The 17,268-nt window shown below is 38.7% G+C and carries 17 protein-coding genes; 7 read left to right on the top strand and 10 right to left on the bottom strand.

Annotation, left to right across the window (positions count from 1 at the left end; genetic code table 11):
- A partial coding sequence (locus tag HMPREF9096_RS08275) for an autotransporter outer membrane beta-barrel domain-containing protein (protein ID WP_009499642.1) occupies positions 1–244 on the top strand: 244 nt, incomplete at its 5' end.
- Between the two features lie 66 nt (positions 245–310).
- On the opposite strand, the gene tmk is transcribed toward HMPREF9096_RS08275, so the two are convergent.
- From tmk to pyrR, 4 genes are all read right to left on the bottom strand, one after another.
- Positions 311–943, bottom strand: coding sequence for a dTMP kinase (gene tmk / locus HMPREF9096_RS08280; RefSeq protein WP_032803210.1), 633 nt, complete (start codon positions 941–943; stop codon positions 311–313).
- 16 nt (positions 944–959) lie between these two features.
- Positions 960–2,006, bottom strand: coding sequence for an endolytic transglycosylase MltG (gene mltG / locus HMPREF9096_RS08285; RefSeq protein ID WP_009499640.1), 1,047 nt, complete (start codon positions 2,004–2,006; stop codon positions 960–962).
- A 69-nt stretch (positions 2,007–2,075) separates the two neighbouring features.
- Complete coding sequence (locus HMPREF9096_RS08290; RefSeq protein WP_032803209.1) at positions 2,076–3,011, bottom strand: peptidylprolyl isomerase; 936 nt, start codon at positions 3,009–3,011, stop codon at positions 2,076–2,078.
- A gap of 75 nt (positions 3,012–3,086) precedes the next feature.
- Positions 3,087–3,626, bottom strand: a complete 540-nt coding sequence (pyrR, locus tag HMPREF9096_RS08295) for a bifunctional pyr operon transcriptional regulator/uracil phosphoribosyltransferase PyrR (RefSeq protein WP_005626142.1) — start codon at positions 3,624–3,626, stop codon at positions 3,087–3,089.
- Positions 3,627–3,757: 131 nt separating this feature from the next.
- On the opposite strand from pyrR, the gene mazG reads away from it, so the two are divergent.
- Positions 3,758–4,549 carry a nucleoside triphosphate pyrophosphohydrolase gene (mazG, locus tag HMPREF9096_RS08300; RefSeq protein ID WP_009499638.1) on the top strand — a complete coding sequence of 264 codons (792 nt, stop codon included), beginning with the start codon at positions 3,758–3,760 and terminating at the stop codon, positions 4,547–4,549.
- A 48-nt stretch (positions 4,550–4,597) separates the two neighbouring features.
- Here the strand turns inward: mazG and HMPREF9096_RS08305 are convergent, their stop codons facing one another.
- Positions 4,598–5,473, bottom strand: a complete 876-nt coding sequence (locus HMPREF9096_RS08305) for a VirK/YbjX family protein (protein WP_009499637.1) — start codon at positions 5,471–5,473, stop codon at positions 4,598–4,600.
- A gap of 189 nt (positions 5,474–5,662) precedes the next feature.
- Here HMPREF9096_RS08305 and lon point away from each other — a divergent pair, with 189 nt between their 5' ends.
- From lon to serA, 4 genes are all read left to right on the top strand, one after another.
- Positions 5,663–8,077 carry an endopeptidase La gene (gene lon, locus HMPREF9096_RS08310; protein WP_009499636.1) on the top strand — a complete coding sequence of 805 codons (2,415 nt, stop codon included), beginning with the start codon at positions 5,663–5,665 and terminating at the stop codon, positions 8,075–8,077.
- Between the two features lie 134 nt (positions 8,078–8,211).
- Complete coding sequence (hemW, locus tag HMPREF9096_RS08315) at positions 8,212–9,363, top strand: radical SAM family heme chaperone HemW (protein ID WP_009499635.1); 1,152 nt, start codon at positions 8,212–8,214, stop codon at positions 9,361–9,363.
- Positions 9,364–9,481: 118 nt separating this feature from the next.
- The gene (gene rpiA, locus HMPREF9096_RS08320; RefSeq protein ID WP_009499634.1) at positions 9,482–10,141 is read left to right on the top strand and encodes a ribose-5-phosphate isomerase RpiA; all 660 of its coding nucleotides are present in this window, start codon (positions 9,482–9,484) and stop codon (positions 10,139–10,141) included.
- Positions 10,142–10,170: 29 nt separating this feature from the next.
- The gene (serA, locus tag HMPREF9096_RS08325; RefSeq protein ID WP_009499633.1) at positions 10,171–11,403 is read left to right on the top strand and encodes a phosphoglycerate dehydrogenase; all 1,233 of its coding nucleotides are present in this window, start codon (positions 10,171–10,173) and stop codon (positions 11,401–11,403) included.
- Positions 11,404–11,445: 42 nt separating this feature from the next.
- On the opposite strand, the gene HMPREF9096_RS08330 is transcribed toward serA, so the two are convergent.
- Both HMPREF9096_RS08330 and HMPREF9096_RS08335 read right to left on the bottom strand, forming a co-directional pair.
- Positions 11,446–12,288: a folate-binding protein YgfZ gene (locus tag HMPREF9096_RS08330; protein ID WP_009499632.1), complete on the bottom strand. Its 843-nt coding sequence runs from the start codon at positions 12,286–12,288 to the stop codon at positions 11,446–11,448.
- A 9-nt stretch (positions 12,289–12,297) separates the two neighbouring features.
- Complete coding sequence (locus tag HMPREF9096_RS08335) at positions 12,298–13,161, bottom strand: YicC/YloC family endoribonuclease (protein WP_032803207.1); 864 nt, start codon at positions 13,159–13,161, stop codon at positions 12,298–12,300.
- 185 nt (positions 13,162–13,346) lie between these two features.
- On the opposite strand from HMPREF9096_RS08335, the gene HMPREF9096_RS08340 reads away from it, so the two are divergent.
- Positions 13,347–14,549: an aromatic amino acid transporter gene (locus tag HMPREF9096_RS08340; protein ID WP_009499630.1), complete on the top strand. Its 1,203-nt coding sequence runs from the start codon at positions 13,347–13,349 to the stop codon at positions 14,547–14,549.
- Positions 14,550–14,649: 100 nt separating this feature from the next.
- On the opposite strand, the gene HMPREF9096_RS08345 is transcribed toward HMPREF9096_RS08340, so the two are convergent.
- The 3 genes from HMPREF9096_RS08345 to rbsK form a co-directional block, all read right to left on the bottom strand.
- Positions 14,650–15,201, bottom strand: coding sequence for a TIGR00645 family protein (locus HMPREF9096_RS08345; RefSeq protein WP_005635695.1), 552 nt, complete (start codon positions 15,199–15,201; stop codon positions 14,650–14,652).
- Between the two features lie 100 nt (positions 15,202–15,301).
- Positions 15,302–16,315: a substrate-binding domain-containing protein gene (locus HMPREF9096_RS08350; RefSeq protein ID WP_009499629.1), complete on the bottom strand. Its 1,014-nt coding sequence runs from the start codon at positions 16,313–16,315 to the stop codon at positions 15,302–15,304.
- Positions 16,316–16,341: 26 nt separating this feature from the next.
- Positions 16,342–17,262, bottom strand: coding sequence for a ribokinase (rbsK, locus tag HMPREF9096_RS08355; protein ID WP_009499628.1), 921 nt, complete (start codon positions 17,260–17,262; stop codon positions 16,342–16,344).
- Positions 17,263–17,268: the final 6 nt, after the last annotated feature.

Here is a 17,268-nt window from a genome sequence, read left to right as displayed (position 1 = left end):
TTTCACTAATGGAGTCATTTTCCAACCATTTGTTGCTGTCAATTCAATCTACCAACAAAAACCTTTCGGCGTGGAAATAGACGGTGAACGTCGAGTGATAAATAATAAAGCGGCAATTGAAAGCCAATTAGGTATAGCAGTGAAAATCAAATCTCACTTAACTTTACAAGCCACATTTAATCGCCAAACAAGCAAGCATCATCAAGCTAAACAAGGTGCGCTGAATTTACAGTGGACGTTTTAAGTTTAGTAGTAACAAAATAAAATCGGCAGGAAATTCTCTGCCGATTTTTTTATTCTGAAAGCGCGGTCATTTTTCGTTTGATTTCCACCAATTTTTTACCGCACTTTCGATATCAGCTTGCACAAGTTCAATAGTCTGCTCTGCATTAATTACGACTGCTTTTGGATTATCTTTTACTAATTCTAAATAGCGTGCTCGAGTACGGTGAAAAAAATCTAAATCCATTTGCTCAATACGATCTAACTCGCCTCGTCCACGAGCTCGCGCTAAACCGACAATCGGATCTATATCCAAATAAATTGTGAGATCTGGCTCAAAATCACCTAATACGGTTTCTTTTAAGGTGAGCATAAAATACGGGTCTAATTGACGTCCGCCACCTTGATACGCCTGAGATGACATATCGTGGCGATCACCTACCACCCATTTTCCTTGCATTAAAGCAGGTTTAATCACATTTTCCACCAACTGAACACGAGCCGCATAAAGCATTAATAACTCTGCTTTATCTGTCACGGGTTCTTCGGTTTCATGTTTAATTAGATGACGTAATTTCTCTGCCAACGGGGTTCCACCAGGCTCTCGTGTAAACACGATATCTTGAATACCAAGTTCATGCAAGACTCGTACAACCGACTGATGAGCAGAGCTTTTCCCCGCGCCTTCCAAACCTTCAATGACAATAAATTTTCCTTTCATATTTTCTTCCGCACTTTTATTTGGTATTTTTTTGGTTGCGATACCAACGTAAATATTCTTGCACTGCTTTATTATGATCATTCAGATTACGAGTAAATTTATGGCCGCCGCTGCCATCGGCAACAAAATAATAAAAGTCCGTTTTCGCTGGATGCGCCACAGCCTGCAAAGCACTTTCACTCACCATCGCAATCGGTGTTGGTGGTAGCCCCTCAATCATATAGGTATTGTAAGGAGTTATCGTTTCCAAATCTTTCTTACGAATATTACCGGTATAGCTCTCACCCATTCCATAAATCACCGTTGGGTCAGTTTGTAGTTTCATATTAGCTTTTAAACGGTTAATAAATACCGAAGCCACTTGTGGACGCTCCTCTGCAATCCCCGTTTCTTTCTCCACAATAGAAGCCAAAATCAGCATCTGATACGGATCCGCTAATGGGAGATTTTCATCGCGCTCATTCCACGCTTTATCTAAGGCTTTTTGTAAACGAGTAGCTGAACGTTTTAATAATTCAAGATCAGTCGAGTTTGGCGTGTAGTTATAGGTATCTGGATATAACCACCCCTCCATGTTATTCCATTCGTAAACGGCTTTTGCAACGGCTGGAATATCCAATAACGCCATAATTTCTTTATCACTTTTACCTTGCAAGGTTTGTTTTAAGTGCGGTGCATTTTCAAGATCTTTTCGCCAATCCTTGAAGGTTTTTCCTTCAATCCATTTTACATTGAACTGAACTTCTTTACCTGAATTGAGCAAATCGAGTAAATTTTGCATAGTTTTAATATTCTCAAGGGAATAAGTGCCTGCTTTTATTTTATTTAGCTCAGGTTTCAACTTCAGCAAATAAGGTAATAATTTCCCATCATCAATTAACTTTTCTTGCTCAAAAAGTGCGGCTAATTTTGAACCTGTTGTGCCACGTTCAATTGTTAAAAGTTGATCTGCCTGCACATTTACTGGTGTTTTTACAAATTCAGTAATTTTGTAATAACCAAAACTCGCCGCGCCCGCTAAAATCAAAATTAAAAGTAAAATCGCAATTAAAAATTTCTTCATAAGGTATAAGAAAGAGAAAATAAAAAACAACAAAAGGGGCAATTAAGCCCCTTTCTTTTAAACATTAAATCATTTATTAAAATATTGAATATCCGCAGTTTTACGTAATGCTTTTACCCAATCTTTATTTGCGTCTTGTAACTGACTGTTCACCAAATGTTCATAGGCTTTTTGCGTATAAGCATCTGCCGTGCGGTCACCATCGCGAGTGCCTGTTACTTCCAAAATATGCCAACCGAACTCAGTTTTAAATGGCGCAGAAATTACACCTTGTTTACTTTGTGCAACAGTCTGTGCAAATTGTGGTGCGTAACTTTCTGGGAACGCATAACCTAAACTACCGCCATTCGCCCCCGATAAATAATCTTTCGAATATTTTAAAGCCGCGTCTGCAAAAGTCATTTTGCCCGCAATAATATCAGAGCGAATTCTTGTTAATTCAGCTTTGGCCTGTGCATCATTTAACATCGGGTTAAGTTTTAACAAAATATGACGAACTTCGTATTCTTTACCCGTTACTTTTTGTGCTGTGCCTTGCGATTTTGCCTCATCTAACATTTTTTGACCAAGCGCAACAACTTCTTCACGCGTCACCGCAACGCTTTCATTGATCGCTTTATTACGCACTGCCCCCATCATCATTTGATTGGCAATTTGTTGGCGAAATGTATTTAATGAAATGCCTTGATAATCTAACGCATCCAAAAATTGACCATAAGTTAAACCATTTCTTGCCGCAGTATCTTCCACTACACGATCGATTTCTCGAGGATCAATTTTCACACCAGATTCTTGAATCGCTTTTTGTACTAAAAGATCATCAATAATTTTATCAAGTGCACTTTGGCGATCGCCTTTTTTACCCATATTTGCACGAACTTGGCTTTCTAAAATAGGAATACCATCTACTGTTGCGACAACACGTTCCCCAGCTTGGGCCATAGAAATAAAAGCAACACAACCTAAAGTAGCCAATAAAAAAGATTTTAGAATAAATTTTTTCATTTTCATCTCATCAAAAAAGAGTCAATAACGTTGGTTAGAGTAACAATTCTATTGAAGGTTCACAAGAGATAAGATTTATTTTCCTAAGATAGCAACTTCGTAACACCCATCTTGTTTTTCAGTGCGAACTTGTACAAGCTCATCACGGCTTGTTGGCACATTTTTACCTACGTAATCAGCACGAATTGGTAATTCACGATGCCCACGGTCAACAAAAATAACTAATTCAATTTTTGCAGCACGACCAAAATCAGTGAGTGCATCCATTGCCGCTCGAATGGTTCGACCAGTAAACAAGACATCATCAACCAAAATGACGGTTTTATCTTGAATATTCAAATATTGTGATGAACCACTATAAACTGGCATTTTATCTTCCTGATCAACCAAAGTTAAATCATCGCGATAAAAGGTGATATCCAGTTCCATTGAAGGTAAATTTATACCACTTAATTCTTCAACTCGACGTTGTAATAATTCTGCAATTTCCGCGCCACGGCGTTTAATCCCAACAATCACAAGATCATCTAACGTTTGATGTTTTTCAATAATTTCGTGAGAAATACGCGAAATCGTGCGAAGAAAACGATCGTGGTCGATAATAATTTTTTCCATTTTTCCCAGCTTTATCAATAGTATTTCAATGCGCAAAGTATAAAGAAAATACGCCTAAAAAGCGACGGTATTTGCACCATTTTTCTTGTTCGTTATACTATCCAAAACATTCCATCAAAGGAAATAAAATTATGCGCTACTCTATTCAAGATTTTATCCAACTCATTGCCCAACTTCGTAATCCAAATGGTGGATGTCCTTGGGATTTAAAACAAAATTATGAATCCATGATTCCTTGCTTAACGGAAGAAACTTACGAAGTAATCGAAGCGATTGAGAAAAAAGATATACCAAATTTACGCGAAGAACTAGGGGATTTATTGTTACAAGTTGTTTTCTTCAGCCAGCTTGCTACGGAAGATAAATACTTTACTTTTGACGATGTATTGCAAGATGTTGCTGAAAAAATTGTGCGTCGTCATCCTCACGTGTTTGGTGATGCAAAAGCTGGGGATGAAACAGAAGCCCTTTCTCGTTGGAACGAAATGAAAGCCAAAGAAAAACAAGGTAAAAGTGAAGAAACCTCTATTTTAGATAATGTACCTCGTGCTTTGCCTTCTCTTACGCGAGCGGCAAAATTACAAAAACGTTGTTCAAAAGTAGGGTTTGATTGGGAAGAAATTTCCCCCGTATTTGACAAAGTGCAGGAAGAATTAGAAGAAGTTCAAGCTGAAATCAACCGCACTTCGATTGAGCAAAATAAAGTAGAAGAGGAAATGGGCGATTTATTGTTCGCAACGGTCAATCTTGCTCGCCACTTAAAATGTGATCCTGAAGATGCATTGCGAAAAGCGAATTTAAAATTTGAACGTCGTTTTCGAGCAGTAGAACAAGCGGTTCAACAACAAGGTAAGCAAGTTAATGATGTGCCGCTTATTGAATTAGATTTGTTGTGGGATGAAGTGAAAAAACAAGAAAACTAATTGAGAAGTGCGGTAAAAATTTCTCTCATTTTTACCGCACTTTCTTCCTTAAAGTTGCTGAATATTCAATGCCATTTGGTCTAACATTTCATAACGTTTACGATACATAGAACGTTTTTTACTTGCGATATCTTCTAACTGTTTGCGTTCAATATCCAAAGGTAATTGCCAATAATTATTGTGGTATTCTCCAAGGTTCTCTTGCCAGAACTCATCGTAATTAAACAAAATTTTACTGCGCGCAGAAAGACGATATTTTCCTTGCGCTTTGTGTGGAATACCCACTAGCTCACATTGCCATTTTTCAGCAAGTATTTTGAACGCATTGACCAGCAGAAACATTGGACGCATACCGTGCAATGATTTCGTAGCCTGTTTCACAAGTTCTTGAGCATTGTCACTTGAAGGGCCTTGAATCGAGGCGATAAGCAATTTATTCGGACTCAAAAAAGTGAAAGATGCATCATATACTCGCTCATTATGTTGATTACGAATATTAATAGAAAAATACCCTTCAAAGGGATCGATATGATTGATACTCAAAGATAAACGCAAATCTTCTGTTAATTGTGTTAACACGATATTTTGTTGATCTAATAATTGTTGGCAAAGCGAACGTCCCATTTTTTCTTCTGCCAAACGTAAATTCTCCGTAATCGACGCTAAACGTTCTGAAGCAGAAAAACGTTTATCGCAAAAAGTTGTCAACACGGTATTTACACGATAATAATCTTGTGTAAATAAAGGCTGCCATTGAGTTTCTGCATTAAGAAAATCCACTAATTGGCTACATTGCTTTTGATACAACCATTTATAGCCATAATAGCGTAATTTTTCCCGCACTTGTTTGAGAAAAGGGCGATCCTTGGAGTAAGGATACATTTGAACGTAAGTGGGGAAAATAAAATTATTTTTCGTGGACATAACTCAATATTTTGTGAAATTTAATAAAATTGTCAGCCATTTTAGCGATTATCACGTCATTTGCCAAAATTCTTTTTTGTTTAAAACCCACTTTATAACTCAGATTTTGTTATAATCTTTTCCTTGAATTCCTTTTTCCCCACCCCAATATTTACCCAAATTATCGGAAAGAATTAAGAGAGATAAATTATGGCGAAGAATACCCAACGTACGATGCCCGTATTACCATTACGCGATGTCGTCGTTTTCCCTTATATGGTAATGCCACTTTTTGTAGGGCGTGCAAAATCAATTAATGCCCTTGAAGAAGCGATGAACGATGATAAACAGCTTCTTTTAGTATCTCAAAGAGAAGCAGATTTGGAAGAACCGACCCCTGAAGATTTATTTGATGTGGGTACCATTGCTAACATTATTCAGTTACTAAAATTACCTGATGGCACAGTGAAAGTGCTAGTTGAAGGTCAAAATCGCGCGAAAATTAACAGCCTTGAAGATGGCGAGAAGTGCTTTTCCGCAAAAATTACCCCTATCGAAACCACTTATGGTGATGAAAAAGAGTTAGATGTTGCGAAAAAAGCGGTACTTTCTGAATTCGAAAATTATCTCACCTTAAATAAAAAAATCCCTGCTGATGTATTAAATGCACTTCATCGCCTTGGTGATGCAGATCGTTTATCAGACACAATGGCTGCGCATTTACCGGTAAGTGTTCGCCATAAACAAAGCATCTTGGAACTTGCCAACGTGCAAGACCGCTTAGAATATCTGCTTGGTATGATGGAATCAGAAGCGGACATTCTTCAAGTTGAAAAACGCATTCGCGGTCGTGTAAAAAAACAAATGGAGAAAAGCCAACGTAACTATTATCTAAGTGAGCAAATTAAAGCCATTCGTAAAGAAATGGATAGTGGCGAAAATGAAGATACGATTGATGAAGTTGAACAACTTCGTCAAAAAGTAGAAGCAGCAGGCATGCCAGCAGAGGTACGCGACAAAGTAGAAAATGAGTTACAAAAACTCAAAATGATGTCAGCCATGTCTTCTGAAGCGACCGTTGTTCGTAGCTATATTGAATGGATGATCCAAGTGCCTTGGCATCAACGTTCTAAAGTGAAAAAAGACATTTCGAAAGCACAACAAATATTAGATGCCGATCACTATGGCTTAGAGCGAGTGAAAGAACGTATTCTTGAATATCTTGCAGTACAAGCTCGTTTAAACAAAGTGAAAGGACCCATTCTTTGCTTAGTTGGCCCTCCAGGAGTAGGTAAAACCTCTCTTGGTCAATCTATTGCCAATGCCACTGGTCGTAAATATGTACGCATGGCATTAGGCGGTGTTCGCGATGAGGCAGAAATCCGTGGTCACCGTAAAACCTATATTGGTGCATTGCCAGGTAAATTAATTCAAAAGATGGCAAAAGTGGGTGTAAAAAATCCATTATTCTTGCTTGATGAAATCGACAAAATGGCATCCGATATGCGAGGTGACCCAGCGTCAGCATTGCTTGAGGTACTCGACCCTGAGCAAAACACCACGTTTAATGATCACTATTTAGAAGTGGATTATGATCTTTCTGATGTGATGTTTGTGGCGACATCAAACTCCATGAATATTCCAGGCCCATTATTGGATCGTATGGAAGTTATTCGTCTTTCTGGTTATACAGAAGATGAAAAACTTAATATCGCGATGCGTCATTTGTTAGCGAAACAAATTGAACGTAATGGTTTGAAGAAAGGCGAGCTTACCGTCGAAGAAAGCGCAATTTTAGATATTATCCGCTATTACACGCGTGAAGCGGGCGTGCGTGGGTTAGAACGTGAAATTTCAAAAATCTGCCGTAAAGCAGTGAAAAATTTATTGGTAAATCCAAAACTCAAATCTATCACGGTAAATTCAGATAATCTGCACGATTATCTTGGTGTCAAACGCTTTGAATTTGGCAAAGCCGACACACAAAACCGCATTGGTGAAGTGACAGGTCTAGCTTGGACAGAAGTGGGCGGTGATTTACTCACGATTGAAACCGCCTCTGTTGTCGGTAAAGGAAAACTCACATACACTGGTTCATTAGGTGATGTGATGAAAGAATCCATCCAAGCGGCCATGACGGTTGTGCGCGCTCGTGCGGATAAACTTGGTATTAATTCTGAGTTCCATGAAAAACGCGACATTCACATTCACGTGCCAGATGGTGCAACACCAAAAGATGGCCCGAGTGCCGGTATCGCAATGTGTACTGCATTAGTTTCTTGTTTAACAGGTAATCCTGTGCGTGCTGATGTAGCCATGACAGGTGAAATCAGTTTACGCGGAAAAGTATTACCAATCGGTGGATTAAAAGAAAAACTTCTTGCGGCACATCGTGGCGGAATTAAAACCGTATTAATTCCAAAAGAGAACGTTAAAGATCTCGAAGAAATTCCAGAAAACGTAAAACAAAACCTTGCGATTCATGCAGTAGAAACCATTGATGAAGTACTTAGTCTTGCGTTGGAAAATCCGCCTGAAGGTATTGAATTTGTCAAAGTTGAAGCTAAAGCGGCAAAATCACCACGCCGTAAAGCAACCAGTAAGACAACAAGAGCGGTCAATTAATTGAATGTTTTAGGGCTTGTGAAAACAGGCCCTTTTTATCAACATTCACAGCGTCAGCTAAGATTTCATATTTACACAACGTTAATTTGTACTTTTTCTAACTGTTCTCACATTTAAAACTTGTTAATAACACCATGCTCAAACTTCCTCCACTTTCCCTTTATGTACACATTCCATGGTGCGTTCAAAAATGCCCTTATTGTGATTTTAATTCTCACGCACAAAAAGGCGATATACCAGAACAAGACTACATTCATCATCTTCTGAAAGATCTGCAGGCCGATTTACAGCGCTTTAAAGATTCTATTCAACAACGAAAACTCTATTCAATTTTTATTGGTGGCGGTACGCCAAGTTTGTTCTCAGCAGAAAGCATTGCGTATTTATTAAAGGAAATAAAGAAGCAAATTACTTTTGAGGATGACATTGAAATCACATTAGAAGCGAATCCTGGCACGGTAGAAGCTGAACGTTTTAAAGGTTATGTATCCGCAGGTATCACGCGAATTTCTATGGGAATTCAAAGTTTCAATGATGACAAATTACAGTGTCTTGGACGGATCCATAATGCAGCAGAGGCAAAAAGTGCGGTCAATTTAGCGAAAGCTTCTGGGCTAAAAAGTTTCAATTTGGATTTAATGCACGGTTTGCCAAACCAAACGTTAGAAGAGGCCTTAGATGATCTTCGCCAAGCTATTGATCTATCTCCTCCTCACCTTTCTTGGTATCAACTGACTATTGAGCCAAATACGATGTTTGCTTACCGCCCACCTAAATTGCCGGATGACGATGAGCTTTGGGATATTTTTGAGCAAGGCCACCAACTTTTAACGGCGGCAGGCTACCAGCAATATGAAACGTCGGCCTATGCAAAAGCGGGTTTTCAATGTAAACATAATTTGAATTATTGGCGGTTTGGGGATTATTTAGCCATTGGCTGTGGCGCACACGGGAAATTGACGTTTCCGAATGGCGAGATTACCCGCTTTTCTAAAACCAAACACCCGAAAGGTTATTTACGTGGCGAATATTTTTACGAAGAAAAAAATGTGCCAGACATTGACCGCCCTTTTGAGTTTTTTATGAATCGCTTTCGTTTGTTAGAAGCGGTACCCAAACAAGAATTTGAAGATTACACGGGTTTATCGCAAAGTGTGGTGAAAAATCAAATTGATTTTGCCATTCAACAAAACTATATTGTGGAAAACGCTGATTATTGGCAAATCACTGAGCATGGCAAATTATTTCTTAATGAACTCTTAGAATTATTTTTAATAGAAGAGTAGCCAAAACATGAAATGGCACTGCTTGCGAAAAACATCTGCTCGGAAAATTACACTTGTTTATTAAATACTCTCGTAATAAAGTAAAGCAATCATTCACTTATTAAGATAAGGAAAGGAAATGAATCAATTAGAAATGAAAAAACTCGCCGCACAAGCCGCATTAGAATATGTAAAAGCTGACACAATTGTTGGCGTAGGAAGCGGCTCCACGGTGAACTGCTTTATTGAGGCTTTGGGTACAATCAAAGATAAAATTCAAGGTGCAGTTGCGGCTTCAAAAGCATCAGAAGAATTATTACGTAAACAAGGTATCGAAGTATTTAATGCAAATGATGTCTCTAGCTTAGATATTTATGTGGATGGAGCAGATGAAATCAATCCACAAAAAATGATGATTAAAGGCGGTGGCGCAGCACTCACTCGTGAAAAAATCGTCGCTGCATTAGCGAAAAAATTTATTTGTATTGTGGATTCGAGTAAACAAGTGGATGTATTAGGTTCGACTTTCCCATTACCAGTTGAAGTTATTCCAATGGCTCGTTCACAAGTAGGCAGAAAATTAACCGCACTTGGTGGCGCACCTGAATATCGTGAAGGCGTGGTGACTGACAACGGCAATGTGATTTTAGATGTGCACAACTTCACTATTTTAAATCCAGTCGAAATGGAAAAAGAATTAAACAACGTTGCGGGTGTCGTCACTAACGGGATATTCGCGTTACGTGGCGCAGACGTTGTAATCGTCGGTACGCCTGAAGGCGCCAAAATTATTGACTAACTCATAATAAAAATCATAAGGAAGCAAACATGACAAACAAAGTCTCTCTAGACAAATCAAAAATCAAATTTGTATTGTTTGAAGGTGTGCATCAAAGCGCACTTGATACACTCCATGCGGCAGGCTATACCAATATTGATTACTATAAAAAAGCGCTAGATGGTGATGAATTAAAAGAAGCCATTAAAGATGCACACTTTATCGGCTTGCGTTCTCGCACCCATTTAACGGCAGAAATGATTGAGGCCGCACCCAAATTAATCGCAGTGGGATGTTTCTGTATTGGCACCAACCAAGTGGATCTAAATGCGGCAAAAGCGCGTGGAATTCCTGTATTTAATGCCCCATTCTCAAACACTCGTTCCGTCGCAGAACTTGTATTAGGCGAGATTTTATTACTTATGCGCAATGTGCCACAGGCTAATGCCGAAGTACATCGTGGCATCTGGAATAAATCAGCGACTGGATCTCATGAAGTGCGGGGTAAAAAACTAGGCATTATTGGTTACGGCCACATTGGTTCACAATTAAGTATTATTGCGGAATCATTAGGCATGGATGTACATTTCTACGATATCGAAAATAAACTTCCGCTTGGCAATGCCAAACAGGTTCGTAGCCTTGAAGAGTTACTCAGTTCTTGCGATGTGATTTCATTACATGTGCCAGAACTGCCATCTACCAAAAACTTGATGAACGCTGAGCGTATCGCACAATTAAAACAAGGTGCAATTTTGATCAATGCTGCTCGTGGTACAGTGGTAGATATTGATGCGCTCGCTCAAGCCTTAAAAGACGGTAAAATTCACGGTGCTGCAATTGATGTATTCCCAATTGAACCTGCGTCAATTAACGAAGAATTTGTCTCACCGTTACGCGAATTTGATAATGTGATTTTAACTCCACATATCGGTGGCTCAACAGCAGAGGCACAGGAAAATATCGGTTTTGAAGTAGCGGGCAAATTTGTCAAATATTCAGACAATGGTTCAACGCTTTCTTCCGTCAACTTCCCTGAAGTATCTTTACCAGAGCATGAGGGAACAAAACGCTTATTGCATATTCACGAAAATCGTCCTGGTATATTGAACAAACTGAACCAAACTTTCGTCGAGGCCAACCTCAATATTGCCGCGCAATATTTACAAACTGACCCGAAAATTGGTTATGTTGTCGTTGATGTAGAAACGAATGATGCATCGCCATTACTGACGAAATTGAAGGAAATCGATGGCACAATTCGTGCGCGGGTACTTTACTAAATAGAAAAAAGATCAGGTTAATGCCTGATCTTTTTTGCTTTATTATTCAGTGATCGAATAAGGCAACTGCACTCGCTCTAACAATATTTCACTATTAGGCAATCTAAATTGTTGTTCCGAATCAATGTCGTTATTCATCACAACTTGCAACCATAAAACACCGTCTAAATTGACCGCACTTGTAATCGTGCCAGTTTTTCGCCAATTAGATTCAATCTGCATTTCGATTTCACTGCCAATTTCCACTTCCTGCTGGGTTTGTGCTTTAAAGACAAACATTGTGCGTTTATTTGCACCACGATATTTAGCACGAGCTACCGTTTCTTGTCCAATATAGCAACCTTTAGTAAAAGAAATGGCTTGCTCAATAGCCTGTAAATTTAGGGCTTGTGGGATAAATTCATTTTGCGTTTGCGGGCTTAAATTTGGCAAGCCTGCTTGAATATCAGCTACTTCCCAAATTTTTTCATCACCATTAAAATTCACGGGCAATTCGGTTTCATTCAATAAAATTGAACGTTGCTCATCAATTTCCCATGAAAAGTGCGGTGTAATTTTTCCACATTTTTCACCTATTAAGCCGATGATTTGCCAATCACGTAAATCAAAACTCACTTTGGAAAATACCGCATATTTTTTCAAGGCATCTAACCCACTTGGCAATAGATCTTTCTTAATCAGCAAAAAGAATTGTTCGCTACTCACTTTAAACAAACGGTAAATTGCATTCATTTTACCTTTCGGATCACAATGAGCCGTAAGTGTTGTTGCGCCACTTGCTAATCGCACAACATCCGTCGTTAACTGCCCTTGCAAATATTTTTCTGTATCCGCACCATGCGCCTCAATCAGTTGATATTGAGTAAGAGAAATAAATTGAGACATTCTGCTTTCCTATTCTAAATTCTGGATTTGCTCACGCATTTGTTCGATAAGCACTTTTAGCTCAACCGCAGAAGCCGTGATATCGGCATTAATGGATTTGGACGCAAGCGTATTCGATTCACGATTCAATTCTTGCATCATAAAATCTAATTTACGACCAACTGCACCGCCTTTTTTCAAAATATTCGTAGTTTCTTTCACGTGCATTTGTAAACGATCAAGCTCTTCTGCCACATCAACGCGTTGAGCTAGCAAAATCATTTCTTGTTCCACGCGTTGAGGATCAAGATTCACTTGAGCATCTTCAAAACGTTGCAATAAACGCTCACGTTGCCATTGTAAAACTGCCGGCATTTGTGACCGCACTTTATCCGCTTCCACGGCAATAGCATCTAAGCGTTGTTGAATAATATCGTTCAGTTTTTCCCCTTCACGACCACGCATTGCAATAAAATCTGTCAGTAAATCATCAAAGGCTGTCAACAAATCTTGACTAATCGCATCTAAATCCTGCTCTTGCGCTTCCACCACACCAGGATAACGCAACACGTCTGTCAAATTAATTTCCCCCTCTCCAGCTTGAGATTTAATCCATTGCAAAGACTGAATCACTTGATTCGCAAGCTCTTTATTTAAATTCAATTCTGCATTTGTTTGTTTTTTCATTTCAATGCGCAAAGAACATTCAATTTTACCGCGAGTAAGATTTTGACGAAGTTTCTCACGCAACGTGTTTTCTAATCCGCGAAATTGCTCTGGCAAACGGAAAAAATTTTCTAAATAACGTTGATTGACGGAACGAATTTCCCATACTGCATCGCCCCAATCTTTTTTCACTTCAAGGCGTGCAAAGGCGGTCATACTGTAAATCATAAGCTCTCCTATATTGTCTTAGCTTTGTCTTAGTTGATTCGATAAGTATTTTAACGAGATGAAAACAGAAAGGGAAAAGAAAAGTGCGGTAAATAATAAAGATATTTTGTATTCTGTTGTTTACACAGTGTAAATTTTAAAATACAATCATCGTAAATTATTTATTACACAATAAGGAAGCAAACATGAACAAAACTGTAGGCAGCACACTTCTCGTTGCCGGTACGATGATTGGCGCGGGAATGTTGGCTATGCCACTCACTTCCGCCGGCATCGGATTCGGCTTTACTTTAGTCTTATTATTAGGGCTTTGGGCATTATTAACTTTTAGCGCACTTTTATTCGTTGAGCTCTATCAAACTGCGGAAAGTGATGCTGGTATCGGTACACTTGCAGAACAATATTTTGGTAAAACAGGACGCATTATTGCTACGGCAGTGCTAATTATTTTCTTATATGCATTAATTGCCGCTTATATCAGCGGTGGCGGCTCACTACTAAAAGATTTATTACCAGAAAGTTTTGGCGATAAAGTTAGCGTCTTATTATTCACCGTGATTTTCGGTTCATTTATTGTCATCGGCACACATAGCGTAGATAAAATTAATCGCGTGTTATTTTTTGTGATGCTTGCGGCCTTTGCTGTGGTGTTAAGCTTAATGTTGCCAGAAATCAAATTTGATAACTTAATGGCGACACCAATTGATAACGCTTTAATTATCTCTGCAAGCCCTGTATTTTTCACAGCATTTGGTTTCCACGGTTCCATTCCAAGTTTAAATAAATACTTAGACGGCAACGTAAAAGCATTACGCATTTCTATTTTGGCAGGTTCAGCAATTACCCTTTGCGCTTATATTTTGTGGCAAATGTCGACGCACGGCTTGCTCACACAAAATGAGTTCTTACAAATCTTAAAAGAAGATGCCACCTTAAATGGTTTAGTAAAAGCAACGCTTGCTATCACTGGCAGTAACATTATCGCAGGTGCGGTAAAATTATTCTCAACTTTGGCGCTGGTTACTTCTTTCTTAGGTGTAGGGCTTGGCTTGTTGGAATGTATCGAAGATTTATTAAAACGATCCTTTAATATTTCTGCAGGGCGTATCTCACTTGGCTTAATGACGTTCATTCCACCTCTCGTCTTTGCGCTTTTCTATCCTGAAGGTTTTATTTTAGCGCTAGGCTACGCAGGCCAAATGTTTGCATTCTATGCCGTAGTATTGCCAGTTAGCCTCGTTTGGAAAGCTCGTCGTACCCACTCTAATTTGCCATACAAAGTATGGGGAGGAAATCTAACTTTAATTATCGTATTGGTATTAGGCGTAATCATTACATCTATTCCATTTGCGATTCGTGCGGGTTACTTGCCATTTGTGGTGGGTTAAAAAACAAGGAAAAACCTACCGCACTTCCCAATCTCCATAAAACAAAACGTCGTTCAATCATGAACGACGTTTTTATATTTAGATAAAGTGCGGTAAATTTTTAATGCGTTTTATGGCTTGTGCTATACAAAATTTTATCCGTATAAGCCAAGGCAATTGCCGACACTAAAAAACCCAAATGTAACAATAATTGCCACATCATCGTTTTTTCTGGCGTATTGCTTGCGTTCACAAAGGTTTGCAGCATATGGATAGACGAAATGCCGATAATAGACATAGAAAGTTTAACCTTCAATACAGTCGCATTTACATGGCTCATCCATTCTGGCTGATCGGGGTGATTACGCGTACGCAATTTGGATACGAAAATTTCATAACCACCGATAGTCACCATCACAAGCAAGTTTGCGATCATTACGACATCAATCAAATTCAACACACCCAACATAATCGTGTTGGAATCCATCTCATTGACATTAATCACCAATGCCCATAAGCCTTTAATAAACTTATAAGAGTAGATCGCAAGGGTGACAATCAAACCCAAATAAATCGGCACTTGCAACCAGCGACTAGCAAAAATTATTTTCGCGATAATATTCGATTGTTCGTTATATTTCGCATAAGGATCAACAGGTTTGTTTTCTTCCATTAGATTTTATTCCTAAATTAAATAGTGGGTTAAATAAACAAAAAAACCGCAAGAAAATAGCAGTTTTTTTGAAAATAGCAATAAAGAAATCGAGTTATTCTTATTTTATTTTTACATTTGAAGGGGAGGAAATTGATTCTCTCAAAATACAGGTCGGCTCTAACACTAAAGTGCGGTAATTTTCATTGGGTTCTTGTATACGTTGCAATAAAGTCTCAACAGCAAGCTTACCTAATTCAGCTTTAGGTTGACTGATTGTAGATAAAGAAGGGAAAAGATAACGAGCTAATTCAATATCATCGTATCCCATGATAGAAATATCTTGCGGAATACGTAAACCTTGATTCTGAATTGCCTGATAGGCGCCAATGGCAATAGTATCGCTACAACAGAAAATAGCCGTCGGTCTATCTGATAACGCAAGCAGTTTTTGCGCCCCAACTATCCCTCCTTCAAAATCAAAATGACTTTCTACAATCCAATCGGGATTTAAAACTATATTAGCTTCAGACAAAGCTTTCTTATATCCCTGCAAACGATTTTTAGCTACTGACTTTCTGAGATTACCAGTAATAATGCCAATTTTCTGGTGTCCCGCATCAACCATAGATTTCGTTGCAAGATAACCGCCACGTTCTGAGTTCTCTAGAATTTTGTCTGCATTTAACTCGGTAAACCACCAATCCATCACAACTAAAGGCAAAGGTACTGTAAGCTCCATATCCGCTTGAAAACGACTATCTCCGCACATCAGTAATACACCATCTACTTGTTTATGTATTAAGGTTTGTAGATTTTGCTGTAAACGCTTAGCATCACCACCCGTTGTAGCAATAATAAGATTATATTGATTTTTCTGACAATATTGCTCCACTCCAGCCATAACTTCAGAGAAAAAAGGATTATTAGTCGCTGTAACAAGCAACCCTATCGTTTTTGTCGCTTTTACCTTTAAGCTACGAGCTATATAAGAAGGCGTATAATTAAGTTCAACAACTATACGCATTACCTTCTCTCGAATTTCGTCACTGACAAAACGAGATCCATTAATCACATGAGAAACAGTAGACGTAGATACTTGCGCCAATCGAGCAATATCTTTCATTGTTGCCATAAAACACCTAAAAAATTGACCGCACTTTAAACATGAGCCAGAAATTCTAATGTTTCTTGACGAGTAGGAATAGATGGTTGAGCGCCTTTACGTGTTACACTAATCGCTGCAGCCGCTTGACCAAATCTAACGGCATTTTCAAAGGATTGGCCTTCTAGCAAGGCTGTAACAAATCCACCATTAAATGTATCACCAGCAGCCGTTGTATCTACTGCTTTTACACGGAAACCGTTAATTATACGGGTTTCACCATTTTGGCTAACAAGTACACCTTTCTCACCTAATGTAATCATGACACAATCAATTCCTTTTTTATGGAAAACTTGCGCAGCTTCCACCGCACTTTGTTCATCGCTCACTCGTACACCAGTAAGGATTTCAGCTTCTGTTTCATTTGGTGTAATGATATCAATCATACTTAATAAGGTGTCCGATAAATCTCTCGCAGGCGCAGGATTTAGTACGACTTTCACACCATTTTCTTGAGCAATTTTTGCAGCGAGCTCCACACCTGAAATAGGCGTTTCTAACTGCATTAACAAATAATTAGATTGAGCAATTTTTGCTTCACTATGCCGCACCAATTTTTCATCTAAATGTGCATTTGCTCCACGAGCTAATACGATGCTATTTTCACCTGATTGAGCTACTTGAATAAATGCCATTCCCGTCATTTCTTGAGAAATAGAATGAATATTTGTAGTATCAATCCCCTCTTGTGAAAATGCATTTTTCATTGTTTCACCTATAACATCAGAACCAACACAGCCAATAAACTCTACATTTGCCCCTAACCGAGCAGCAGCTACTGCCTGATTTGCACCTTTTCCACCATAAACAAGCTGGTAATTATCACCAGTTAATGTTTCGCCAGGCTTAGAAAAATAAGGAACAGAAATCACATGATCAGCATTAATACTGCCAAGAACGGTGAGTTTTTTGTTCATGTTAAA

The sequence above is a fragment of the Haemophilus sp. oral taxon 851 str. F0397 genome (assembly GCF_000242295.1).
Lineage (GTDB): Bacteria > Pseudomonadota > Gammaproteobacteria > Enterobacterales > Pasteurellaceae > Haemophilus.
The sequence above is the reverse complement of the archived record's forward strand: the minus strand, read 5'-3'. Positions and strand labels throughout refer to the sequence as shown.